Source organism: Streptomyces sp. Go-475 (assembly GCF_003330845.1).
Classification (GTDB): domain Bacteria; phylum Actinomycetota; class Actinomycetes; order Streptomycetales; family Streptomycetaceae; genus Streptomyces.
Genome location: NZ_CP026121.1, coordinates 4138106 through 4159963 on the forward strand (window position 1 = coordinate 4138106; position 21858 = coordinate 4159963).

The following is a 21858-nucleotide window of genomic DNA, read 5'->3' on the forward strand; positions in this document are numbered from 1 at the left end:
GGTCGGGGTCCGTCAGTCGCCCGCCTTCTGCGTGAGGTCGTAGAAGGTCGCCGAACCGACCGTGACCTTCTTGAAGGTGGCCTCGACCCAGGAGGTGATCCGGGAGGAGGTGCCGTCGCTGCTGCCGCCCCTGCCGCCGCCCATGCCGGAGGCGATGAAGTAGTGGATCTTCCCGTCGGCCACGTACTGCTTGAACTGGGCCAGGGTCGGGGACGGGTCGGTGCCGTTGAAGCCGCCGACGGCCATCACCGGCTCGCCGGTGGACAGCTGGTAACTCGCCGCGTTCTGGGCGCCGATGGCCGCCGCGGCCCACGTGTACTGGTCGGCGTCGGCCTCCAGCAGCTTCTTGGCCTGGGAGCTGACGCTGGCGCCGTTGAGCAGGCCGCCCATGCCGCCACCACCCATGCCACCGCCCATGCGGCCCGGCCGGCCGCCGTCGCCGTTCGGCTGGGTCTGGCCCTGCTGGTTCTGGCCCGGCATGCCGCCGCCGGGGAAGCCCTGCCGGCCTTGCTGGTTCTGCTGGCCTTGTGGGTTCTGCTGGCCCTGCTGGTTCTGCTGGCCGGGCCGGTTCTGGCCCCCGCCCGGGAAGCCGCCGCCGGGGCCGCCGCCCGGGAAGCCGCCGCGTCCGCCGGCCACCGCCGGGCCCGCCGTGACGATCGAGCCGGTGTGCCCCTCGTTCAGCGTGGTCAGGGTGTACGCCGCCGGACCGGCCAGCGCGGCGACGAGGCCCAGCCCCGCGGCGCCCAGGGCCAGTCGACGGCCCAGCCGCCCGGCGAAGACCAGACCCAGGGCCGCCGTCAGACCGCCGACCAGCACCAGCCACTTCAGCCAGGGCAGGTAGTCGGAGGAGCGGTTGAGCAGGACGTACCCCCAGGCCGCGGTCGCCGTCGCCGCCGCCGCCAGGGTCAGCGACGCCCACGCCTTGTCCCGCTTCTCCCAGAGCAGCGCCGCGCCCATGCCGACGATCGGGGCGATGTAGGGGGCGAGGGCCACGGTGTAGTACTCGTGGAAGATGCCCCGCATGTAGCTGAAGACCAGCATGGTCGTGAGCAGCGCGCCGCCCCAGACGAGGAACGAACCGCGGGTCACCGACGTGCGCTTCGCCCTGCGGGTGGCCACCAGAGCGGCGACGAGCAGGATCAGCGCGGCCGGGATCAGCCAGGAGACCTGGCCGCCGACGGCGGAGCTGAACAGCCGGTCCCAGCCGGTCTCGCCCCAGTTGCCGCCGCCTCCCCCGCCACCGCCGCCGACGCTGCCGGTCTCCTCGCCGTTGAGGCGGCCCAGGCCGTTGTAGCCGAAGGTCAGTTCCAGGAAGCTGTTGTTCTGCGAGCCGCCGATGTACGGCCGGGACGACGCGGGCCACAGCTCGACGATCGCCACCCACCAGCCGCCGGAGACGACGATCGCGGCCAGGCCGGCGGCGAGCTGCCCGATCCGCTTCCTCACCGGCACCGGCGCGCAGACGCCGTAGACCAGGGCGAGCCCGGGCAGGATGAGGAACGCCTGGAGGGTCTTGGCGAGGAAGGCGAAGCCGATGGCCGCGCCGGCCCAGACCAGCCACTTCGTACGGCCGTCCTCCAGGCCCCGGATGACGAAGTAGCAGGCCACGGCCATCAGCAGCGCCAGCAGCGCGTCCGGGTTGTTGAAGCGGAACATCAGCGCCGCGACGGGGGTGAGCGCGAGCACCGCGCCCGCGATCAGACCGGCCGCGGGGCTGAACCGGCGCCGTACCGCCGCGTACACGACGGCCACCGTGCCGACGCCCATGAGGACCTCGGGGACGAGGATCGCCCAGGAGCTGAGCCCGAAGAGCCGCACGGACAGGGCCATCGGCCACAGCGCGGCCGGGGGCTTGTCGACGGTGATGGCATTGGCCGCGTCCAGCGAGCCGAAGAAGAACGCCTTCCAGGACTGGCTGCCGGCCTGGACGGCCGCCGAGTAGAAGGAGTTGGCGTAGCCGGAGGCGCTCAGATCGTAGAGGTAGAGCACGGTGGTGGCGAGCAGCAGGCCGAGGAAGGCCGGGCGGGCCCAGCGGGGGTCCTCGGGGCGTCCGCGCCACAGGCGCCGCGCGAAGGGCCGTTTCGCCACGGGGGGCGGCGGGGGTGCCGTGGCGGGCCGCTCCCGGTCGGCGGGGCTCGTGACCGTCTCGCGGGTTCTCTCGTCGTGGGACGTCGTCATCGGGCGTTCCTCGGGTCGGTGTCGGTCGGGCGTATCGGCTGGAGCTGCGCGGTGGCGTCCCTCCAGGTGCGGTCCGCGGCGTCACCGGCGCGGAACCGGGTCGTGTCGTACGGGGCGTACCGCCGCTCGGCCGGCCGCTGCGGGAGCGGGCCGAAGTCCTGGCGCGGGACGGGTGGTGCCTCGGCGGCCGGGGGCTCCTGCTCGTCCCGCCGGTCGGGGAACACCCAGGCCCGGAAGAGCAGGAAGCGCAGCACGGTCGCCGCGAGGTTGGCGGCGATGAGGACGGCCAGTTCGGTGGAGTGCGCGGGATCGGACGTGGCCGCGTCGAGTGCGGCGAGCGAACCGCTGGTCAGGGCGAGCCCGATGCCGAAGACGACCAGGCCCTGCGCCTGGTGCCGTACGGCCCCGCCGCGCCCCCGCACCCCGAAGGTGAGCCGCCGGTTCGCCGCCGTGTTGGCGATCGCGGAGACCAGCAGGGCGAGGGCGTTGGCGACCTGCGAGCCGGTGAAGACGCGGAAGCCGCTGTAGAGCAGCAGGTAGAAGAGGGTCGACAGGCCGCCGACCACGCAGAACCCGACGAGCTGGCGGGCCAGCCCCTTCGGCACGTCCTGGATCTCGCGGTCGCGCGGGTCGTCGCCGAACGGCCGGGTGAGCCGGTCCAGCGGCAGCGACCCGGTGGCCAGGGCCCTGCCGACCCGCCACACGCCCTTGAGGTCGTCGGTCGCGGTCCTGACGATGTGCACGGTCGAGTCCGGGTCGTCGACCCAGTCGACGGGGACTTCGTGGATACGGAGTCCCGCGCGCTCGGCGAGCACCAGCATCTCGGTGTCGAAGAACCAGCCGGTGTCCTCGACCAGCGGCAGCAGCGCCTGCGCGACGTCACGGCGGATCGCCTTGAAGCCGCACTGTGCGTCGGAGAAGCGGGCCTGGAGCGAGCCGCGCAGGATGAGGTTGTAGGCCCGGCTGATGAACTCCCGCTTGGGACCGCGCACCACGCGCGAGCTACGGGCGAGCCGGGAGCCGATCGCGAGGTCCGAGTGGCCGGAGATCAGCGGCGCCACCAGCGGGAGCAGGGCGTTGAGGTCGGTGGACAGGTCGACGTCCATGTAGGCGAGGACGGGGGCGTCCGAGGCCGACCAGACGGCCCGCAGGGCGCGGCCGCGGCCCTTCTGTTCGAGGCGGAAGGTGGTCACCTCGGGCCTCTCCGCCGCCAGCCGGGCGGCGACCTGCGGGGTGGTGTCCGTGGAGGCGTTGTCCGCGATCGTGATGCGGAACGCGTACGGGAACGTCCGGGCCAGGTGCTCGTGCAGTCTGCGGACGCATGGCTGGAGGTCCTTCTCCTCGTTGTAGACGGGGATCACTACGTCCAGGACAGGCGTACCGGCTGGTGCGGCCGGGAGGTGCTCCCGCGCCGGCAGGGTGCCGGGAGAAGAGTCGGTTCGCATGGAGCCGACTTTCGTCAGGCGCCCTGTTGTGCCCATGTGGTGACGCTGTGGCGTGCCTGTGAGTGCTGTTGCCGGCTCGTTTCCCGCTGCGGCTGGGGCGGCAGCGCGGGCAGGTGCACCGTGAACACGGTCCGCCCGGGCACGCTGTCGACGGTCACGGCACCGCCGTGCGCGGTCGCCACGGCCTGCACGATGGCGAGGCCGAGGCCGGTCGAGCCGGTGGCGCGGGAGCGGGCGGAGTCGCCCCGCGCGAACCGCTCGAAGACGTGCGGCAGCAACTCGGCCGGGATGCCCTGCCCGTTGTCCTCGACGTCCACGCACAGCCAGGGGCCGCGCCGCCGCACCCGCGCGGTGACGGTCGTACCGGGTGGCGTGTGGGTGCGGGCGTTGCCGAGCAGGTTGACCAGGACCTGCTGCAGCCGGGCCGCGTCCGCCGGGACGAGCGCGGGCTCGTCGGGCAGGTCCAGCCGCCAGTTGTGGTCCGGGCCGGCGGCCCGGGCGTCGCTGACGGTGTCCACGACCAACGGTACGAGATCGGTCTGCCCGAACTGCAGCGGCCGCCCCGCGTCCAGCCGGGCGAGCAGCAGCAGGTCCTCCACGAGCAGCGTCATCCGGCCCGCCTCGGACTCGATTCGGCCCAGGGCGTGCCGGGTGTCGGGCCCGACCTGCTCCCTGCCGCGTCTGGTGAGTTCGGCGTAGCCGCGGATGGAGGCGAGGGGCGTCCGCAGCTCGTGACTGGCGTCGGCGACGAACTGCCGTACCCGCATCTCGCTCTGCTGCCGTGCGTGCAGCGCCCCGTGGACGTGGTCGAGCATCCGGTTCAGCGCGGCACCGACCTGCCCGACCTCGGTGTGCGGATCGGTCTCGGAGTCGGGCACGCGCTCGCTGAGGTTCACCTCGCCGGTGTGCAGGGGCAGTTCGGAAACGCGGGTGGCGGTGGCGGCGACACGGCGGAGGGGGCGGGTGGCTACGCCGACCAGCACGGAACCGGCGAGTCCGGCGGCGGCGAGACCGGCGCCGGTGACGCTGATCTCCACCAGGATGAGGGTGTTGATGGTGTTGGTGACGTCCGCGGTCGGGACGGCGACGTAGTAGCTGCCCTTGTCACCGGTCTTGTACTCGACCCGGTACTCGCCGAGGCCGGGGAGGTCCACGGTACGCACGGAGCCGTCGGTCTGCGGGACGGAGGACAGCGCGGCGCTCTGCGCGGAGCTGAGCGACTTCGCGCTCATCTGGTAGTTGTCCTCGGACTTCACGCCGCGCGCGGAGTCCGTGATCCGGCCGCCCTCCAGCTTGGCGGCGATCGTCCCGCTCGGCTGCGGGCCCCTGGTGACGAAGTCGGCGAGGGTGAACTCCTTCTTCTGCGCCGGCTGGTCGGCCGACCCGTCCCCGCCGCGCTCCTTGGGCGGGCTCATCGACGCCCGGGACGCGGCCTCGTTGAGCTGCCCGTCCAACTGGTCGTACAGATGGGACCTGAGGGCGAGGGCCGTCACGGTCCCGATCACCGCGCACACCACGGCGATCAGCACCACGGACGCGACGACGAGCCGGGTCCGCAGCGTGCGCGGCCTGCCTGCCCGCTGCCCGCCTGCCGTGCGCCGCGCACGCGGTCGTCGTCGTCCGCTCACGACGCCGCGGGCTTGATCAGGTAACCCGCGCCGCGCCGCGTGTGGATCATCGGCTCGCGCCCGGCGTCGATCTTCCGCCGCAGATAGGAGATGTAGAGCTCGACGACGTTGGCCTGTCCGCCGAAGTCGTACGACCACACCCGGTCCAGGATCTGCGCCTTGCTGAGCACGCGCCGCGGATTGCGCATCAGGAACCGCAGCAGCTCGAACTCGGTAGCGGTCAGGTGGATGTTCTCGCCGCCCCGGCTGACCTCGTGGCTGTCCTCGTCGAGGGTGAGGTCGCCGACGACCAGCACGGAGTCGGAGCGCCGGTCGGCCGCGCCGGACCGCCGTATCAGCCCCCGCAGCCGCGCGACGACCTCCTCCAGGCTGAACGGCTTGGTGACGTAGTCGTCCCCGCCCGCCGTGAGCCCGGCGATCCGGTCCTCGACGGCGTCCTTGGCGGTCAGGAACAGCACGGGCACGTCCGGCAGCTCGCGGCGCAGCCGCCCGAGCACCGTCAGCCCGTCCATGTCCGGCAGCATCATGTCGAGCACGACGGCGTCGGGCCGGAAGTCACGCGCGGTCTGGATCGCGCCCGTGCCGTCGCCGGCACTCCGGATCTGCCATCCCTCGTAGCGCAGGGCCATGGACAGCAGCTCGGTGATCGACGTCTCGTCGTCCACCACAAGCACTCGGACGGGGCTCCCGTCCGGCCTCAGCAGTTCGGTGCGCCCCTGGGGCGAGGTCGTGGTCATGTGAACACGATGTCGAGGCCCTCTGAGAGCGCCCTTTCGGCAACCTGTGATTTGCCTGAGAAACGCACAGGCACTTCTCAGGAACCGCCTGGGCGAGCCGCAGGGGCCGGGCGAGACCGCGCGGCTTCAGAACAAGCCGTCCTGCACGCCCGCCGCCTCCCGGAACGCCCGGACCGGAACCGTCGATTCACCGCTCGTGGCGGGTACCAGACCCCATCCGGTCATCAGCCGCGTGTCCAGCACGACCACACCGCCCCCGGTCGCCAGATGCAGATCGGGCCCGGCGGCGGCGACCAGCTCCCCACTGACCACGCCCCCGGCGACCAGCCCGCTCACCTCCCCGACGGCGGCAGGCACCCCCGCGAGCCCGAACACCTCGACGTGATCGACGACCTGCAGCGGCTCCCGCGCGAGCGACTCCGGCCAGGCGGGGAGCGCCACGGCCCGCGCGTGCAACGCGGTGATCTCGCTGGCCCGGTCGGCGGCCGCCCCCGGCAGCCCGGCTCGTACGGCCCGCTTCTCCGCGTACGGAATCCGGTCGGGCACGCGCAGGGCGGCCCGCAGCAGCTCCTCGGTACGCCGAGCCGCCATGAGGGGACCGACACCCAGCCAGCCGAAGCAGACGGCTCCCTGCTCGAGCAGCCGCGCGGAGCCCCGCTCCACTGCCGTGATCCCGACCTTGACCATGCCGGGGCCGAACCACGCGAGATATACGTGGTACGGCCGCGGATCGTCCGCGAGGGTGTCCGCCGCCACGGAGTGCGCCCGGTCCAGCCGCGCACACTCCTCGCACCGCGCCCCCGTACTCCGCGCCGGCACGGCCGCCCCCGCCGGACACGGATGCCCCCGAGCCCCCACACATGTCCGCACGCCCCCTTCCGCGACCGCGAAGGCCACGCGTTTCCCCCAGGTCAGCGCGGTGCGCCGCCCGCCGTCCCAGAGCAGCACGGGACCGTCCGCCGACCACCGCAGCCCCGAGCACTTCCATGCCTGTGCCATCCCTGTCGAGCGTAGGGGGCACCACTGACAACGGGCGCGGCCGGAGACGTGTCTCAGCAGCCGACGAGGACAGACCTCACCGCGCGGAATCGGCCCCCACGGCAGCGGCGGTCTCCTGCTCCCCGTCCCGCTGGGCAGGCATGGCCAGGTCGGCCGAGCGCCCGGGGCCGCGCCGCCCTCGCCCGGCCAGCCGGCACCCCAGGCACTCCTCGTGCCCACCCGGCGCCGCCGAGTCCCGCACGCGCCACCCCCACTCGTCCCGGGGCCGCAGGCCGGGGCCCTTCCCCCACCCGGCGAGATGCAGCGCCCAGGTGACCAGGAGACTCACGACCCCGATCGCGATCCCGCCGGCGATCAACAGGCCCGAGACCGTGACGACGCCCAGCCCGGCCACACCGGCGCCCACGCTGGCGATCCCGAATCCGACCCACCCCGCGACCGTGTGCCCGTGGTCATACTGATGTGCGCTCACGTGCTGTCCCCTCGCCCACGAGGCCCCGGGAGGACAAGAGCACCCCCGACCCCTCACCACTAAGCCATTGACGGCCTAAACATCTCACGAACTAAGGGAATTGGGAATGCAAGCCAAGCCGCGCCCGGCCGCCACACCGGAGCAGGCGCTCTCGGCGATGGACCACCTCATCGCGACCCACCTGGTCGGACAGCACGAGATCGCCCAGCAGGTGGGCCTGAGTGTGACCGACCTCACCTGCTTCGCCTACGTGCTCGAGGCCGGGGAGAACCTCCCCACGGCCGGCGACCTGGCGGCGCGGGTCCACGTCACCACGGGCGCGGTCACCGGCATCCTCGACCGCCTGGAGCGCGCCGGCTACATCACCCGCCGCCCCGACCCGACCGACCGCCGCCGCGTCCGCGTGGCCGCCCGGCCGGAGGCGGTCGCCCGTATCCGCGAGGTCTACGAGCCGTACTACGCCCGCCTGACGCGACTCTTCGCGGACTACTCCCCCGAGGAGATCGCGGTCCTCAACGACTGGTTCACCCGCGCGAGCGCCCTGGCGGCGGACTACCTGGAGGAACACTGCCGCACCGACTGAACGGCCCCGGTCGGTCCGACGGCCTGACGGCGGGAAGACGGAAGGGGGGACGGAAAGGGGGGACGGAAGGGGGACGGAAAGGGAGGAAGACGCGAAGGCGGAACATGCCAGAGGCCCTGAGGATCGTCGACCCTCAGAGCCTCTGGCCCGAGCGCACGCGTGAAACTAAGCCGCCTTGGATCGCGCCGAACGCCGCGCCGGGGCGGGCTCCCCGGGGTCCTCGGTCAGGAAGGTGTCGTCCTCCCCGAAGTCCGGGGCCTGGAAGGGGTTCGTCGCCGGCGGCGGCGATGCTGCGGCGGAACGGCGAGGTTGCCCTTCCGGAGCGGAGAACAGCGAAGTCGGTTCGATGAGAGTCTCTCTTTCGTTGCAGGTCCCTGGAGGGGCCTTGCGTGCCGTGACCGGGCACAGCGGTCCTACAGCTTGGTCATCTTGGCGTACGGGCTCAAGATCCGCATCGGCGCCGACCCGAAGTCGACGAGCGCCGCGATTCCGTCCTCGATGCCGATGACCCTCCCGAGGCCGTACATGTCGTGGGTGACCTGGTCACCCACGGCGAAGTGCTTGGGAGCCGGTGCGACCGGAGCCTTGAAAGGGCTGGTGGGCAAGTGGCGCTTCTGTGCAGCAGGCTTTGTCATTGCCCCCAGTATGCGCCTACATGCATCCGGCGCGCCTGTGGTCGTCCACGTCCGACTGTACTTCCCCCGCACTCGGCAGACCGGCGATCGCCCCTGCCACTGCCAACCCCCGTCAGTCCCACCGCATTCCCCTGGTAGGGGAGCTGACGGCACGGACGCTGCACCGTGCCCGGGAACACCGGGCCTTGCGGGAACACGCCTGGGCCCTCGTCCCGCTGCCCGGCGAGCACGATGACGGCTTCGAAGACGCCCTGCTGATCCGCCGCAGCCTGCGCGCGTGCCTGTTCAGGTCGCCTGGGTCGGCTCAGCTCACGCGAGGGCTGATCGTGCGCTGGACGACGGTGGCCGCGGTGCAGGTAGTGGTCCGGCTCCAAGCGGCAGCCGCCTTGGCGATCAGCCGGACCCGCCCTCGTAAACGCCCGGGCGCAAGCCCAAGGTTCCTTTACAGCCTATGAGTTGATATTTGAATCTTGCAGCGTTCATGATCCAAGGGTCATGCACCGGCCGCCCGCCCTCGCGGCGCTTGGTCGGAACAGCGTGGCGACACCTTTCACCCGTTTCAGGAGGAACCCCCCATGCGCATTCCCGCCCTCCCGCGCGCACGCAGCCACCTGTCCGGCCTGCTGCTGACAGGCGCGGTCGCAGCAGCAGTCGTCGGCGGAGCGGTCACCGCCTCGACCACCGTGGTGGCGAAGACGTTCGCCGTTCAGAGTGGGGCCCTCGGGGGCGTCCACCACGTCCCCATTCAGTACGGCGACGGCCAGATCATTCCGCCGCACGGCGCGGCCGCCTAGGAAGAGCGACTACGCAGCCGGACTCCGCTCGGCTCGGTGGGCGCGGCACGCCGCCCACCGAGCCGAGGCGCGCACCAAGGCAACAACGGTGGCCTGATGCCGGACGACCAACTCGCCGAGCACGCCCTCGCCCTGCTCCCCGGCACGCCACCCGGCGACCTCCGCTACTTCGCCGACAGCCGGGGCCGGCGGCTGAATGAAGCGCAATGACATTCCGCGTTCGCGCAACCCTCCGTTTCTCCGTCAATAATTGAATTTGTCGTCGGGATGCAGGGCCGATCGGGTGAGCGTAGCGTTATACAGGGGAATTCGAGGGTGGATTTATTCCTTTTCGCGCCGCGATGAGACGCGGAAACAGGACAGAGAGGCGCGGCGATGTCAGAGCGCATTCTTTTCTACAGCGCGTCCAAAGGACGCGGTGTCATCTCTTCCATCGATGACGACAACAACATGGGAGACGTCCGCGTCTTCCCCGAAGGAAGCTTCGCCAAGGACTGGACAGCGGTCACCGGGCTCAGCGGCGACCGCATGCTGTTCTACAGCGCCTCCAAGGGCCGCGGCGTCGTCACGTCCGTCGATGACGACAACAACATGGCGGACCTCCATGTCATCCCCGAGGGCAGCTTCGCCAGAGACTGGACAGCGGTCACAGCTCTGAGCGGCGATCGCATTCTGTTCTACGGCGCGTCCAAGGGCCGCGGTGTCGTCGCCGCCATCGACGACAACAACAGCATGGGAGACGTCCGCGTCTTCCCCGAGGGCAGCTTCGCCAGAGACTGGACGGCGGTCACGGCCCTGAGCGGCGATCGCATTCTGTTCTACGGCGCGTCCAAGGGCCGCGGTGTCGTCTGCTCCGTCGACGACAACAACACCATCGCGGACGTCCGCGTCTTCCCCGAGGGCAGCTTCGCCAAGGACTGGACATCGGTCACCGGCCTCAGCGACGACCGCATCCTCTTCTACGGCAGGGCGAAAGGCCGCGGCGTCGTCTGCTCCGTCGACGACGGCAACACCATCGCCGACGTCCGCGTCATCCCCGAAGGCAGCTTCGCCAAGGACTGGACCGAGGTCAGCTTCCTGCGTCCAATGGAGAGCCACCTGAGGGTCGGCCGCTCCACGGAAACGCAGCTGGCGTAGACATACGCCAGAGGCCCTGTGGACTGATCCACAGGGCCTCCGACTGCTGTGCACTCGGCAGGATTCGAACCTGCAACCTTCTGATCCGTAGTCAGATGCTCTATCCGTTAAGCTACGAGTGCTTGTTCTGTTTTTTCGCCGCTCTCGGGCCTTCCGGCTCGCTCGCGGCGACAGGAAGAACATTACATGACTGCCGCCGCCATGTGAAATCCGTTTGCCACACCCCTTGTGACCTGCGGAAACGCCCGTACGGGGGAGTCCTGGGGCCCACGACAGCGAAGCCCCGGTCGGTGGGACCGGGGCTTCGTGATCGGGTGCGGAGGCGGAGGGATTTGAACCCTCGATGGGCTTTAAAACCCAAACCGCATTAGCAGTGCGGCGCCATAGACCGGACTAGGCGACGCCTCCCAGCACATCCCCACGCGCGAGCGCGAGTCGGTGCGTGCCGATGATGACACAGTCGAGCGTGGTGTCACCAATCGACCCCCACGGTACTAGGCGGGAAGGGCGCAGGGCAAAGGCCTTGTCGCGGGCGTGCGCCGTCCCACGGGCCCGGCGCGCGGGACCGGCGCATGGGCGTCCCCGCGCAACGTCCGGGACCCTGTCGCGTTAGGCAGGGCATGTTGCGTGCCACCCCCCGGGCCACTGCCCGCCCCACCCTGCGGCGCCTCCTCGTCGGCGCCGCCGCCTCCGTCGCCGCCGCCGGTTCCCTGACCTCGGTGTCCCCGGCCGCGTATGCCCAGGCCGACGCGCCCGGCCCGCTGTCCCCGAGCCGGCTCGGCGCCGGCCCGGACCGTGATCACCTCACCGTCACCGTGCGGAACGCCGGCGGCGGGGTCGACGGGACGTTCGAGCTGTACTGCGCGCCCGAGGGCGGCAGCCACCCCGACCCGCGCGGAGCCTGCGCCGCCCTGGAGCGGGACACCCGCTGGGGGCAGGACGTCTTCGCGCCCGCGCCGGAAGGCGGCTTCTGCACCATGCAGTACGGCGGTCCCGCCACCGCGCACGTCACCGGCACCTGGGCCGGACGCCGAGTCGACGCCACGTACGACCGTCGCGACGGCTGCCAGATCGCCCGCTGGGACCGGCTCGTGCCGCTCCTGCCGGACATGGGCGGCGACGCGGGGGCCTGAAGACGCGGGGCCTGAAGACGCGGGCCCCTGAGATCCGACCCAGGGGCCTGAGAAACAGAGGCGCGTGCATCCCGGGGGCCGTCAGGCAAGGACGGCCCGCTCCCCGCACCCCCGGGCCATCCCCCACGCACACCCCGTTTGCGCCACACTCCGCCCCGATCAGGCCAGCCCCGCCGAAAGGTACAGAAACACCTCCGTCGTAAAGGTCCCGCGAAGGTCCCGCGACGTCGTCGCAGGAGGGCGGGCGTTTCCTCTTACTCGGTCGTCAGTTCGGGGTCACTTCCTCGTGCGACCTCGCTCTCATCCGGCGTCGCGAGCGCAACCGCAGCCCTTAGACTCCCTCGCGTGACACGCCGCGGGCCGGTTGGCAAGATGGCCCGAGCGGTCGGCAAGGTGCGGTAACAGGGAGGAAGCGTCGCGTGAGCAGCAGGCCATCCCGAGGCGCTGCTCGCCTCGCAGCCATACTGGACGCCCTTCCCGACGCGTTGGTGCTGGTCAATGCCAACGGGACGGTCGTCAACGCCAACACCATCGCCCTGGAGGCCTTCGAGACCCCGGGGACCGCACTCGTCGGGCGCGGACTGCTCGATCTGCTGCCGCACTTCGACTCCAAGCTGATCCCGGGCTCGATGCGACGGCCGGAGCACCTCGACCCGCGGGCCCGGACCAAGCCGACCCGGATGGTCGCGCGCAGGACCGACGGGACCGAGTTCCCCGTCGAGGTCACCAGTGCGAATCTGGAGAACGGGCAGCAGGCCTACGACAGTTACGGCTACAGCGGTGACGAGCTGCTCATGCTCGTCGTCCGGGACCTCACCGGCACCGTCGACACCGAGGCCGAGCTGGCGCGCTCGCAGCGGCAGACCGAGATGATCCTGCGGGCCGCGGCCGAGGGCGTCGTCGGCACCGACACCGACGGGCGGATCGTCCTCGTCAATCCGGCCGCCGCCCAGATACTGGGTTACCGGGCCAGCGATCTCGGCGGGCGGGAGCTGCACACGCTCGTGCTGCACTCGCGCGGCGACGGGTCGCCCTTCCCGTACGACGAGTCGCCGCTTGCCGACACCCTGCGCTCCGGGCGCAAGCACCGGGTGCGCGGGCAGGTGCTGTACGCCAAGGACGGCGGGAAGGTGCCGGTCGACCTGACGACCGCGCCCGTGCGCGACGGCGACCAGCTCGTCGGCGCCGTCATGACCTTCACCGACCGGCGGCCGTACGACGCCGTCGTCGAGGAGAAGGAGGCGGCGGAGAAGCGCCACGCCGAGGAGCTGGAGCGGGTCGCCGAGGAACACGCCTCCGAGCTGACCGCGCTGCGCCAGCAGCACGTCACCGAGCTGGAGGAGCTGCGCGAGCGGCACGCCGAGGAGCTCGCCGCCGGCGAGGAGCGGTACGCCGCGCTAGGGGAGCGGGAGAAGGACCGGTACGAGGCGCTCGCCGCCCGGCACGAGCAGCTGCTGACCCTGCTCGGGCGGTCCCTGCGCGGGCCGCTGGAGGAGCTGCGGCGTGAGCTGGCCGCACTCGCCGCGGACGACGCCGGGCAGCTGTGGCCCGAGGCCAACCAGGTGCTCCACCATCTGTCGGCCGGCTACTCGCGCATCACGACACTGATCGACAACGTCCTCGGCTACCAGCGGCTCGACGCGGGCAGCGAGGACATCTCCCGTACGAAGGTGATGCTGGACGCCGTCGTCGCCGCCGGTGTCGACGGGGCCGTCGAGCTCATCGGGCCCGGGCGGGTGCAGTTCGCCGTGCACGCGCCGCCCATCGAGGCCGAGGTCGATCCCCGGCTGCTCGCGACCGCCCTCGCGCACCTCGTCGCCGACGTGGCGGGGGTCGACGCGACCGGCAACACGCCCGTCTCGGCGGGCGGCTACCTGGACAACACCGTCGTCGTGGCGGCGGCGCAGCGCGGCGAGGTCGTCCGCATCGAGGTGCGCGGGCCGTACGCCGGCGGCGACACCGTGCACGAGCCGATCGTGCGCGGGATCGTCCGGGCGCACGGCGGTGTGCTGCAGACGCATGAGGTGCCGGGGATGAGCGGGAGCGCGTACGTCCTCGAAGTGCCGATCGGGGGCGGGGCCGGGGCGGTCGCCGCGGAGGCGGTCGACGAGGCCGTTCCCGATGCCCCCGAGGCGGCGGATGCCACCGCTGCCACTGCTGCCACCGCTGTTCCCGATGAGCAGTCCTCCGGTGGGGGGCGGCGTCGGGCGCGGCGGTCGTCCACCGATGCCTTCCTGGACGTGGATGCTCCGGGTGCCGAGGGTGATGTGGCCGGTGCGGGGGCCGGTGATTCCGGTGCTGCTGCTGGTGCCGACGGGGTCGTGCCCACCGGGCGGCGGCGGAGGCGGGCCGCCGGGGAACCGGCCGCCCTTCCGGCGCAGGCGTCCGGCGAGGGCGGGGCCGTGTCGGGCGGTACCGGGCGGCGGCGTGGTCGGCCCGCCGAGGACGCCGGTGCGGCTGCCCTCGGGAGTGCCGTCCAGGGTGTCGCCGAGGGGGCCGTCGTCACGGCCGCCGAGCACGCGGCCGGGACCGCCGCCTCGGGTACGGGGCTGGGCGGGACCGTTCCGCCGCAGGGCGTGCCCGCGCCGTCCGGGCGGCGGGCCCGGCGCGAACCGGGCGAGCAGCACGCGTTGCCGCCGGCGCTGCCCGCGTCGCCGTCCGGTGAGGCCGCTGGGGCCGCCGACGCGGCTCAGGGGCAGGCCCCGCAGCCGACAGGGCGTCGACGGCGGGCGCTGGCCGCCGCCACCGAGCGGGCGGCACAGCAGGAGGCCGCCGGGCCGCGCCAGGTGTTCGCGCTGCCGCCGGCCGAAGCCGACCAGGCGGGGCCGGGGCACCAGGAGGTTCCGGCTGCGCAGGCCGGCCAGGTGCCGGGTCAGGGCCAAGACCAGGGCCAGGGTCAGGGGGCCGTCGCGGTTCCCGGGCCCGGGGGCGGGGGCGTCGAGGAGGGGCGGCACGACGCCGTTCCGCACGACCAGTCCGCCGATCACACCCCGCCGCAGCCGCATCCCACCAGCGCCCCGACGGGTCGTCGGCGACGGGCCGTGGCGCCACAGCCGGTCGCCGAGGGGGCCGGACATCCGGTTCCTGCGGCGGGGGCTGGACATCCGCTTCCCGCGGCAGCGGGTGCCGACCAGGGCGGACCGGCAGCGGCGGGTTCCGTGCCCGGCGGTTCCATGCCCGCCGGTGTTGCGGCTGCCGGTGTTGTGGCCGCCGGTGCTGCGCCCGCCGGGGCCGAGCAGATGGTTCCCGCGCGGCAGGACGCCGACGGCCGGGTCCCGCAGGGGCAAGGTGTTCCGGGGCAGGGCGTTCCCGGGCAGGCCGTCCCCGCGCAGGGCGCGCCCGGGCAGGCCGGGGTGACCGCCGGTCAGGTCGCGCCGGGTACGGCCGTGCCGCCGCAGGGCGTGCCCGTTCCGCCGCAGGGCAACGCCGTCCAGCCGCAAGGCGTGCCCGCTCCGGCCCAGGGCAACGCGGTTCATCCCCAGGGCAACGCCCCGGGAGGTGCCCCTGGCGGGAGTGCTCCGCAGGGGAACGTCCCCCGACCGCAGGGGGCCGTGGCCGGACCGCAGGGCACTGCCGTTCCGCCCCAGGGCGTCGCGGCCCCGCCCCAGGGAGGCTCCGTACCTCCCCAGGGCGTCGTACCCCCGCAGGGCGTCGCCGCGCCCGCGCCGCAGGGCGTCGTACCCCCGCAGGGCGTCGCCGTACCGCCGCAGGCCGTGGCCGTCCCCGGTGGGCTCGGGCACAGTGTGCAGGCGGCGCTGCCGGGGCAGGCGGTTCAGGCTCCGGCCCAGACGCAGCCCCAGGCCGCGCAGCCCCTGCCGCAGCAGGGTGTCGCCGCGCCGGGGCAGCAGACCTCCGCCGGTCAGCCGCTGCCCGCCGAGGCCGCCCCGGGCCAGGGGACTCCGCCCCGCGGCACCCCCGCCGCCCAGACCTGGCCCGCCGCCGACGACACCTCGGGAGCCGGTGTCGCCGTACCGCCGAACGGCGCCCGGCAGGCCCCGCAGCCGCACACCCCGGCCCCGGGCACCCCGCTGCCCGCGGAGGGCGCTCCTCGGGCGGCCCAGCCGTTGCCCGCCGAGGCCGCCGCGGGCGTCGATCCGAACTCCACGCAGGGGCGGGCCATCAGCGTGCGGACGCTGGGGCAGGGCGTGCCCTTCAACCGGCAGGCGGCACAGGTCCAGCAGCCGGCCGCGCCCCCGGCTCCGGGCGGGACGCCGCCCCCGCACCAGCCCGGTGGGTCCGGACGGCGCCGCAAGCTCGGCACGCCGCCCGACCCGGCCACGCGTACGGAACAGGCGTCTCGCCCGGAGCAGGCCGCGCGGCCGCATCCGGCGGGCGAGGCGACGCCCGCGCCGGGCCCCGGCCAGGTGCCGGCCCCGGCTCAGGCACAGGTTCAGGCGCCGGTGTCCGCGCCGGTTCCGGCGCAGCCCTCCCTCGCCGGGCAGTCGCGGCTCGCGCAGGTGACCGAGGGCGGCGGGCGGTCGTACGCCATAGGCGCTCCGGACGAGAACGCCGCCGAGGGGCCGGAGCCGCTGGACGGGCCGGGCGGTGCCGTCGAGGTGGCCGATCCGCCGCGGCCGCAGCCGATGGACGACGAGCTGCCGCCGGAGCCGCTGGACAACCCGCGGCGGCTGCTGGTGTGGCCGGCGCCGGACGTCAGCACGCAGCAGGCGCTGAGCGACCGGGGCTACCGGCCGGTGATCGTGCACTCCCGCGAGGAGGTGGACGCGCAGATCGCGGCCTTCCCCGCCGCGCTGTTCGTCGACCCGCTGACCGGGCCGATCACCCGGACCGCGTTGCAGTCGCTGCGGCAGGCCGCGGTGGCCGCCGAGGTGCCGGTGCTGGTCACGGCCGGGCTCGGGCAGGCCTCGCGGGACGCGGCGTACGGCGCCGACCCGGCCGTGCTGCTGAAGGCGCTGGCGCCGCGCGACAGTGAGCAGCATCCGCCGCGCGTCCTGCTCATCGAGGAGCACGCGGAGATCGCGCTGGCGCTGACGGCGACGCTGGAGCGGCGCGGGATGCAGGTCGCGCGGGCCGCGAGTGAAGCGGACGCGGTGGCGCTGGCGGGGCAGTTCCGGCCGAACCTCGTCGTGATGGACCTGCTCCAGGTGCATCGTCGGCAGGCCGGGATCGTGGACTGGCTGCGGGCGAACGGGCAGCTCAACCGCACCCCGCTCGTCGTCTACACGGCCGCCGTCGACCAGGCCGACCTGCCGCGGCTGGCCTCCGGAGAAACGGTGCTCTTCCTCGCGGAGCGCTCCACCAGCGGCGAGGTGCAGACCCGGATCGTCGAGCTGCTGGCCCGGATCGGGACCAACTAGAACCCTGCGGCGGTTCGCCGGGGAGGCTACGAGCCTACGGCCGGTGCACGGAGACGACCTCGTACGGTACGAGGTCGAGCGTCGCGATCTCCAGGACCTGCTCCATGCACGCCCGCACCTCGGGGTCTTCGCGCGCGGCCGCCAGATCCGCTTGCGAGCGCCACTGGTTGTAGTTGGCCACTCGGGTGCCCTCAAGACCCCGGTGGATATTGGCCTGCACATAGCCGGGCTGCTTCGGCATGACCTCCCGCGCCATGTGCTGGAGCAGCTCGACGAGGCGTTGCTGATGCTCGGGAGCGACGGTGAAGACATTGATGTACGTGACCACGTCGCCGCCCGTGCTGATCTCGGTCATGTTCCGTATCTCCTCGCAGGCCCTGTGACACACGGTGTCCGTCGCCGGAGGCAACACGGACCGGCGCCGGGTTTCTTCCATGCCGTGGCGCCGCGCCACGCGCCCTAACGCGCCGTCAGCCGGCGGGCCGCCTCCTTGACCGAGGCGCGCAGGCGGTGCTGGTCGGTGTCGTCGTCGCCGACCAGGATGCGGCGCATCTGCGGGACGACGGCGGTCCAGTTGGCCAGGGCGGTCAGGAGGAAGAGCAGGTCGGCCGCAGGGATCGCGTCGGTGACGACTCCCCGGTCCTGGCCGTCCTGGAGGGCGGCGACCTTGCGGCGGTAGTGCTCCTGGCGGTCGGACTCGTGGGGCAGTTCGGCGTTGCCGTACTCCAGGCCCTCCCAGAAGAGCAGGCGCAGCAGTTCCGGGTGGGCGGCGTGGTAGTCCATGAGGCGGTCGATCCAGCCCTCGAGGTCGTCAGGGTCGACGGGGACGGCCTCGGCCAGGTGGAGCATCTTCCGCTCCAGGACGATCGCGAACAGCTCCGCCTTGTTGCCGAAGTAGGCGTAGATGAGCTGCTTGTTGGCCTTCGCCTCGGCGGCGATGCGGTCGATGCGGGCGCCGGCGATGCCGTGCCGGGCGAACTCGGCGACCGCCGCCTCGAAGATCCGGGCCTTGGTGGCCTCGGGGTCCCTTGCTGCCATGGGGGAGAGGGTAGCGCGCCGGGTAACCAACTGTTTGGTTGACAGGGAAGGGCGAGCGCACCCACACTGTTCCCCCATCGTCCAACCAACCAGTTAGTTGCTAGAGCCGACTCCAAGGAGTCCTCCCCTCATGCCGTCAGCGACCACGACCACGACCACGTCCCGACGGGCCGCCGCCCCCGTGCGGCAGAGGCGCACGCCCGCGCCCGGTCTCTTCCTCACCCTGCTCGCCGTCTGCAGCGCGGTGACCGCCGCCAACATCTACCTCGCCGCGCCGCTGCTCTCCCTCATGGCCCGCGACTTCGGCTCGGCGCCCTCGGCCCTCGCCTGGATCGCCTCGGTCGCGCAGCTCGGCTACGCGGTCGGCCTGCTGTTCTTCGCCCCGCTCGGCGACAGCGCGAACCGGCGTCGGCTGGTCGCGGGGCTCACCGTCGTCACCGCGCTGTCGCTGGCCGCCAGTGCGGCCGCGCCGGGCGCCGGCGCCCTCGCCGTCGCGATGTTCGTCGCCTCGGCCGCGACCGTCATCCCGCAGCTGCTCGTCCCGCTGGTCGCCGAGCGGGCCCCCGAGGACCGGCGGGCCCGGCATGTCGCGGCCGTCATAGCCGGCCTGTTCACCGGGATCGTCGCGGCCCGGGTGCTGGGCGGAATCGCCGGACAGGCCTTCGGCTGGCGCTGGGTGTTCGCCGGGGCGGCCCTGCTGACCCTCGTCCTGGGCCTCGCGACCGCCGTCGTCCTGCCGTCGCAGCGGCGGCGGGAAGGACCGCTGTTCGCGGGGCTGGCCGCGCTGCCGTCGGTGCTGCGGCGCTCGCCGGACCTGTGGCGGGCGTGCGTGCGGCAGGCCGGGATGTTCGGGGCGTGGAGCGCGCTGTGGACCTCGCTCGCGCTGCTGCTGACCGGTCCGGTGTACGGGCTGTCCACCGCGACCGCCGGGCTGTTCGGGCTCTTCGGGCTGACGGCGAGCGCGGTGGCGCCGCTGGCCGGCGGGCTCGTGGACCGGTTCGGCGCGGCGCGGGTCGTGCGGTCCGCGTATCTGCTCGCCGCGGTGTCCGTACCGCTGTTCTGGCTGGGAGGGCACGTGCTGGGGGCGCTGTTCGCCGCCGCGGTCCTGATCCACGCGGCGCTGGTCGCGTCCCACGTCGCCAACCAGACGCTCGCCCTGACCGCGACCTCCACGCCCGCCACCGCCAACACCGCCTACGTGGTCGCCGGCTTCGCGGGCGGCGCGGCCGCCTCGGCCCTCGCGGGCACCGCCTTCAGCCACTTCGGCTGGGGCGGGGTGTGCGCGGTTGCCGGGCTGTGGCTGGTGCTGGGGTGGGGGGTGACCTGGTCGCGGCGGTGATCCCGCTCGGTCGACGTGACAGCCCCTGGCCGTGGCCAGGGGCTGTCGGACGGGCCCGGGGGGTCAGGCGAGGCTCGTGACGTCCAGCTCGCCCTGTGCGTACTGCCTGCGCAGGACCTTCTTGTCGAACTTGCCGACGCTCGTCTTCGGGACCGACTCGATGACCGTCCAGCGCTCCGGGAGCTGCCACTTGGCGATCCTGCCCTCGTCGGCGAGGAAGGCGCGCAGGGTCTCGAACGTGGCGGTGGCGCCCTCCTTGAGGACGACCGTGGCCAGGGGGCGCTCGCCCCACTTGTCGTCGGGGACGGCGACGACCGCCGCCTCGGCGACGTCCGGGTGGGACATCAGCGCGTTCTCCAGCTCCACCGAGGAGATCCACTCGCCGCCGGACTTGATGACGTCCTTGGCCCGGTCGGTGAGGGTGAGGTAGCCGTCGGGCGAGATCGTGCCGACGTCGCCGGTCTTGAGCCAGCCGTCCTCGCTGAACTTGTCGGCGGGGCGGAGAGGGTCGGCGTCCGGGCCGTTGTAGTAGGCGCCGGCGATCCACGGGCCGCGCACCTCCAGCTCGCCCGCCGACTCGCCGTCCCAGGGGAGGCGTTCGCCGCCCGGGCCGGTCAGCCGGGCCTCCACGCCCGCCGGGAAGCGGCCCTGGGTGAGGCGGTAGGAGAACTCCTCGTCCGTGCCGACCACGTGGGCCGGCGGACGGGCGACCGTGCCGAGCGGGGACGTCTCCGTCATGCCCCAGGCGTGGCAGACCCGCATGCCCAGCTTGTCGAAGGCCTCCATCAGCGACGGCGGGCAGGCCGAGCCGCCGATGGTGACCTGGGTGAGGGAGGAGACGTCCCGGGGGTGCGCGGTCAGCTCCGCGAGCAGGCCCTGCCAGATGGTGGGGACGGCGGCCGCGTGGGTCGGCTTCTCGCGCTCGATCATCGCGGCGAGGGGGGCCGGCTGGAGGAAGCGGTCCGGCATCAGCAGGTTCACGCCGGTCATGAAGGTGGCGTGCGGCAGGCCCCAGGCGTTCACGTGGAACTGGGGGACCACGACCAGCGAGGTGTCCTGGTCGGTGAGGCCCATCGACTGGGCCATGTTGACCTGCATGGAGTGCAGGTAGATGGAGCGGTGGCTGTAGACCACGCCCTTGGGGTCGCCGGTGGTGCCGGAGGTGTAGCACATGGCGGCGGCCTGGCGTTCGTCCAGCTCGGGCCAGTCGTAGGAGGTGGGCTTCCCGGCGATCAGGTCCTCGTACTCGTGGACCCGCGCGGTCGCCTCCGCGAGCAGCGAGCGGTCCCCGGGGCCGGTGACCACCACGTGTTCGACGGTCTTCAGGTGCGGCAGCAGCGGGGCGAGCAGGGGGAGCAGCGAACCGTTGGCGATGATCACGCGGTCGGCGGCGTGGTGGACGATCCAGGCCAGCTGCTCGGGCGGGAGGCGGAGGTTCAGGGTGTGCAGGACCGCGCCCATGGACGGGATCGCGAAGTACGCCTCGACGTGCTCGGCGTTGTTCCAGGCCAGGGTCGCGACGCGCTCGTCGGCGGTGACGCCGAGGTCCTCGCGCAGCGCGTGGGCCAACTGGGCCGCGCGGGCGCCGATCTCCGCGAAGGAGCGGCGGTGCGGTTCGTCCTCACCGGTCCACGTGGTCACCTGCGATGTCCCGTGGATCGTCGACCCGTGGGTCAGGATCCTGGAGATCAACAGCGGTACGTCCTGCATGGTGCTCAGCACGGCGTCCTCCCGGGGCGACATTGCCTGCGCGGTGGTAAGGGTTGCGCTGATTCTGCGCACATACCGCGCGGTATGTCACTAGGAGGCGGTGATCGATCAGGTGACGTCGGCCGACACTTCGGCTCAGGACCGAACAAGTCCCAGCTCGGAGTCCTCCCGGAGCTTGCCCAGGGCCCGCGACACGGCCGACTTCACCGTGCCCACCGACACCCCCAGCACCTCGGCCGTCTGGACCTCGCTGAGGTCCTCGTAGTACCTCAGGACCACCATCGCCCGCTGCCGCGCGGGCAGCCGCATGATCGCCCGCCACATCGCGTCGCGCAGCGCCTGCTGCTCGGCCGGGTCGTCGCCGCCGGGCACCGGCTCCGGCTCGGGCAGCTCGTCGCAGGCGAACTCGTCGACCTTGCGCTTGCGCCACTGCGACGTCCGCGTGTTCAGCAGCGCCCGGCGCACATAGCCGTCGAGGGCGCGGTGGTCCTCGATGCGCTCCCAGGCGACGTACGTCTTGGCGAGCGCGGTCTGCAGCAGGTCCTCCGCGTCGCTCGGGTTGCCGGTGAGCGAGCGGGCGGTGCGCAGGAGCACCGGCTGGCGGGCCTTGACGTACGACGAGAACGACGGGTAGGGAAGGGTCCGCTCCGCTGGTGCGGCCGCCTTCGAAGCGCTCGTGCAGACGAGTGTGGTCATGGCTCAACGCTATGAG

Annotated in this window: 17 protein-coding genes and 2 tRNA genes; 6 read left to right on the plus strand and 13 right to left on the minus strand. The window is 72.8% G+C overall.

Annotated features, from left to right (window positions below; genetic code table 11):
• Nucleotides 1-12: 12 nt before the first annotated feature.
• The 6 genes from C1703_RS19130 to C1703_RS19155 form a co-directional block, all read right to left on the minus strand.
• Nucleotides 13-2178 (minus strand): glycosyltransferase family 39 protein, encoded by a 2166-nt coding sequence (locus tag C1703_RS19130; RefSeq protein WP_114254016.1) that lies wholly within the window; start codon nucleotides 2176-2178, stop codon nucleotides 13-15.
• The gene (locus C1703_RS19135; RefSeq protein ID WP_114254017.1) at nucleotides 2175-3623 is read right to left on the minus strand and encodes a bifunctional glycosyltransferase family 2/GtrA family protein; all 1449 of its coding nucleotides are present in this window, start codon (nucleotides 3621-3623) and stop codon (nucleotides 2175-2177) included. Before C1703_RS19135 ends, C1703_RS19130 begins: the two co-directional genes overlap by 4 nt.
• Nucleotides 3624-3637: 14 nt before the next feature.
• Nucleotides 3638-5251 carry a HAMP domain-containing sensor histidine kinase gene (locus tag C1703_RS19140; RefSeq protein ID WP_114254018.1) on the minus strand — a complete coding sequence of 538 codons (1614 nt, stop codon included), beginning with the start codon at nucleotides 5249-5251 and terminating at the stop codon, nucleotides 3638-3640.
• Complete coding sequence (locus tag C1703_RS19145) at nucleotides 5248-5988, minus strand: response regulator transcription factor (RefSeq protein WP_114254019.1); 741 nt, start codon at nucleotides 5986-5988, stop codon at nucleotides 5248-5250. The genes C1703_RS19140 and C1703_RS19145 overlap by 4 nt, the downstream gene beginning before the upstream one ends.
• A 126-nt stretch (nucleotides 5989-6114) precedes the next feature.
• Nucleotides 6115-6987, minus strand: coding sequence for a DUF2797 domain-containing protein (locus tag C1703_RS19150; RefSeq protein ID WP_114254020.1), 873 nt, complete (start codon nucleotides 6985-6987; stop codon nucleotides 6115-6117).
• 76 nt (nucleotides 6988-7063) lie between these two features.
• Nucleotides 7064-7459 (minus strand): HGxxPAAW family protein, encoded by a 396-nt coding sequence (locus C1703_RS19155; protein ID WP_114254021.1) that lies wholly within the window; start codon nucleotides 7457-7459, stop codon nucleotides 7064-7066.
• A 106-nt stretch (nucleotides 7460-7565) separates the two neighbouring features.
• On the opposite strand from C1703_RS19155, the gene C1703_RS19160 reads away from it, so the two are divergent.
• The gene (locus C1703_RS19160) at nucleotides 7566-8042 is read left to right on the plus strand and encodes a MarR family transcriptional regulator (protein WP_114254022.1); all 477 of its coding nucleotides are present in this window, start codon (nucleotides 7566-7568) and stop codon (nucleotides 8040-8042) included.
• A 413-nt stretch (nucleotides 8043-8455) separates the two neighbouring features.
• Here the strand turns inward: C1703_RS19160 and C1703_RS19170 are convergent, their stop codons facing one another.
• A complete protein-coding gene (locus C1703_RS19170; RefSeq protein ID WP_114254023.1) occupies nucleotides 8456-8677 on the minus strand; it encodes a hypothetical protein in 222 nt (73 codons plus the stop codon).
• Nucleotides 8678-9252: 575 nt separating this feature from the next.
• Here C1703_RS19170 and C1703_RS19180 point away from each other — a divergent pair.
• Complete coding sequence (locus tag C1703_RS19180) at nucleotides 9253-9471, plus strand: hypothetical protein (protein ID WP_114254025.1); 219 nt, start codon at nucleotides 9253-9255, stop codon at nucleotides 9469-9471.
• Nucleotides 9472-9921: 450 nt separating this feature from the next.
• Nucleotides 9922-10608, plus strand: coding sequence for a hypothetical protein (locus C1703_RS19185; RefSeq protein ID WP_114254026.1), 687 nt, complete (start codon nucleotides 9922-9924; stop codon nucleotides 10606-10608).
• Between the two features lie 49 nt (nucleotides 10609-10657).
• Here the strand turns inward: C1703_RS19185 and C1703_RS19190 are convergent.
• A tRNA-Arg gene (locus C1703_RS19190) sits at nucleotides 10658-10730 on the minus strand.
• A gap of 195 nt (nucleotides 10731-10925) precedes the next feature.
• A tRNA-Ser gene (locus tag C1703_RS19195) sits at nucleotides 10926-11016 on the minus strand.
• Nucleotides 11017-11228: 212 nt separating this feature from the next.
• On the opposite strand from C1703_RS19195, the gene C1703_RS19200 reads away from it, so the two are divergent.
• Nucleotides 11229-11741, plus strand: coding sequence for an SSI family serine proteinase inhibitor (locus C1703_RS19200; protein ID WP_114254027.1), 513 nt, complete (start codon nucleotides 11229-11231; stop codon nucleotides 11739-11741).
• A gap of 419 nt (nucleotides 11742-12160) precedes the next feature.
• Nucleotides 12161-17059 carry a PAS domain-containing protein gene (locus tag C1703_RS19205; protein ID WP_114254028.1) on the plus strand — a complete coding sequence of 1633 codons (4899 nt, stop codon included), beginning with the start codon at nucleotides 12161-12163 and terminating at the stop codon, nucleotides 17057-17059.
• Between the two features lie 34 nt (nucleotides 17060-17093).
• Here the strand turns inward: C1703_RS19205 and C1703_RS19210 are convergent, their stop codons facing one another.
• Together C1703_RS19210 and C1703_RS19215 are read right to left on the minus strand one after the other, a co-directional pair.
• Entirely contained in the window at nucleotides 17094-17414 is a 321-nt protein-coding gene (locus C1703_RS19210) for an antibiotic biosynthesis monooxygenase family protein (protein WP_114257498.1), read from the minus strand.
• A 104-nt stretch (nucleotides 17415-17518) separates the two neighbouring features.
• Nucleotides 17519-18097 carry a TetR family transcriptional regulator gene (locus C1703_RS19215; RefSeq protein ID WP_114254029.1) on the minus strand — a complete coding sequence of 193 codons (579 nt, stop codon included), beginning with the start codon at nucleotides 18095-18097 and terminating at the stop codon, nucleotides 17519-17521.
• Between the two features lie 130 nt (nucleotides 18098-18227).
• Here C1703_RS19215 and C1703_RS19220 point away from each other — a divergent pair, with 130 nt between their 5' ends.
• Nucleotides 18228-19436 carry an MFS transporter gene (locus tag C1703_RS19220; RefSeq protein ID WP_114254030.1) on the plus strand — a complete coding sequence of 403 codons (1209 nt, stop codon included), beginning with the start codon at nucleotides 18228-18230 and terminating at the stop codon, nucleotides 19434-19436.
• Nucleotides 19437-19499: 63 nt separating this feature from the next.
• On the opposite strand, the gene C1703_RS19225 is transcribed toward C1703_RS19220, so the two are convergent.
• Both C1703_RS19225 and C1703_RS19230 read right to left on the minus strand, forming a co-directional pair.
• Nucleotides 19500-21179, minus strand: a complete 1680-nt coding sequence (locus tag C1703_RS19225) for a long-chain fatty acid--CoA ligase (protein WP_114254031.1) — start codon at nucleotides 21177-21179, stop codon at nucleotides 19500-19502.
• Between the two features lie 102 nt (nucleotides 21180-21281).
• On the minus strand, nucleotides 21282-21842 hold the full coding sequence (locus tag C1703_RS19230) for a SigE family RNA polymerase sigma factor (RefSeq protein ID WP_114254032.1): 561 nt from the start codon (nucleotides 21840-21842) through the stop codon (nucleotides 21282-21284).
• Nucleotides 21843-21858: the final 16 nt, after the last annotated feature.

Bases quoted from the DNA above. Each gene is read 5' to 3' on its own strand.
- C1703_RS19215 (WP_114254029.1), bottom strand. From the start codon at position 18,097: ATGGCAGCAAGGGACCCCGAGGCCACCAAGGCCCGGATCTTCGAGGCG.
- C1703_RS19200 (WP_114254027.1), top strand. From the start codon at position 11,229: ATGTTGCGTGCCACCCCCCGGGCCACTGCCCGCCCCACCCTGCGGCGC.
- C1703_RS19230 (WP_114254032.1), bottom strand. From the start codon at position 21,842: ATGACCACACTCGTCTGCACGAGCGCTTCGAAGGCGGCCGCACCAGCG.
- C1703_RS19220 (WP_114254030.1), top strand. From the start codon at position 18,228: ATGCCGTCAGCGACCACGACCACGACCACGTCCCGACGGGCCGCCGCC.
- C1703_RS19145 (WP_114254019.1), bottom strand. From the start codon at position 5,988: ATGACCACGACCTCGCCCCAGGGGCGCACCGAACTGCTGAGGCCGGAC.
- C1703_RS19135 (WP_114254017.1), bottom strand. From the start codon at position 3,623: ATGCGAACCGACTCTTCTCCCGGCACCCTGCCGGCGCGGGAGCACCTC.
- C1703_RS19130 (WP_114254016.1), bottom strand. From the start codon at position 2,178: ATGACGACGTCCCACGACGAGAGAACCCGCGAGACGGTCACGAGCCCC.
- C1703_RS19185 (WP_114254026.1), top strand. From the start codon at position 9,922: ATGGGAGACGTCCGCGTCTTCCCCGAAGGAAGCTTCGCCAAGGACTGG.
- C1703_RS19160 (WP_114254022.1), top strand. From the start codon at position 7,566: ATGCAAGCCAAGCCGCGCCCGGCCGCCACACCGGAGCAGGCGCTCTCG.
- C1703_RS19150 (WP_114254020.1), bottom strand. From the start codon at position 6,987: ATGGCACAGGCATGGAAGTGCTCGGGGCTGCGGTGGTCGGCGGACGGT.
- C1703_RS19180 (WP_114254025.1), top strand. From the start codon at position 9,253: ATGCGCATTCCCGCCCTCCCGCGCGCACGCAGCCACCTGTCCGGCCTG.
- C1703_RS19210 (WP_114257498.1), bottom strand. From the start codon at position 17,414: ATGACCGAGATCAGCACGGGCGGCGACGTGGTCACGTACATCAATGTC.
- C1703_RS19225 (WP_114254031.1), bottom strand. From the start codon at position 21,179: ATGTCGCCCCGGGAGGACGCCGTGCTGAGCACCATGCAGGACGTACCG.
- C1703_RS19170 (WP_114254023.1), bottom strand. From the start codon at position 8,677: ATGACAAAGCCTGCTGCACAGAAGCGCCACTTGCCCACCAGCCCTTTC.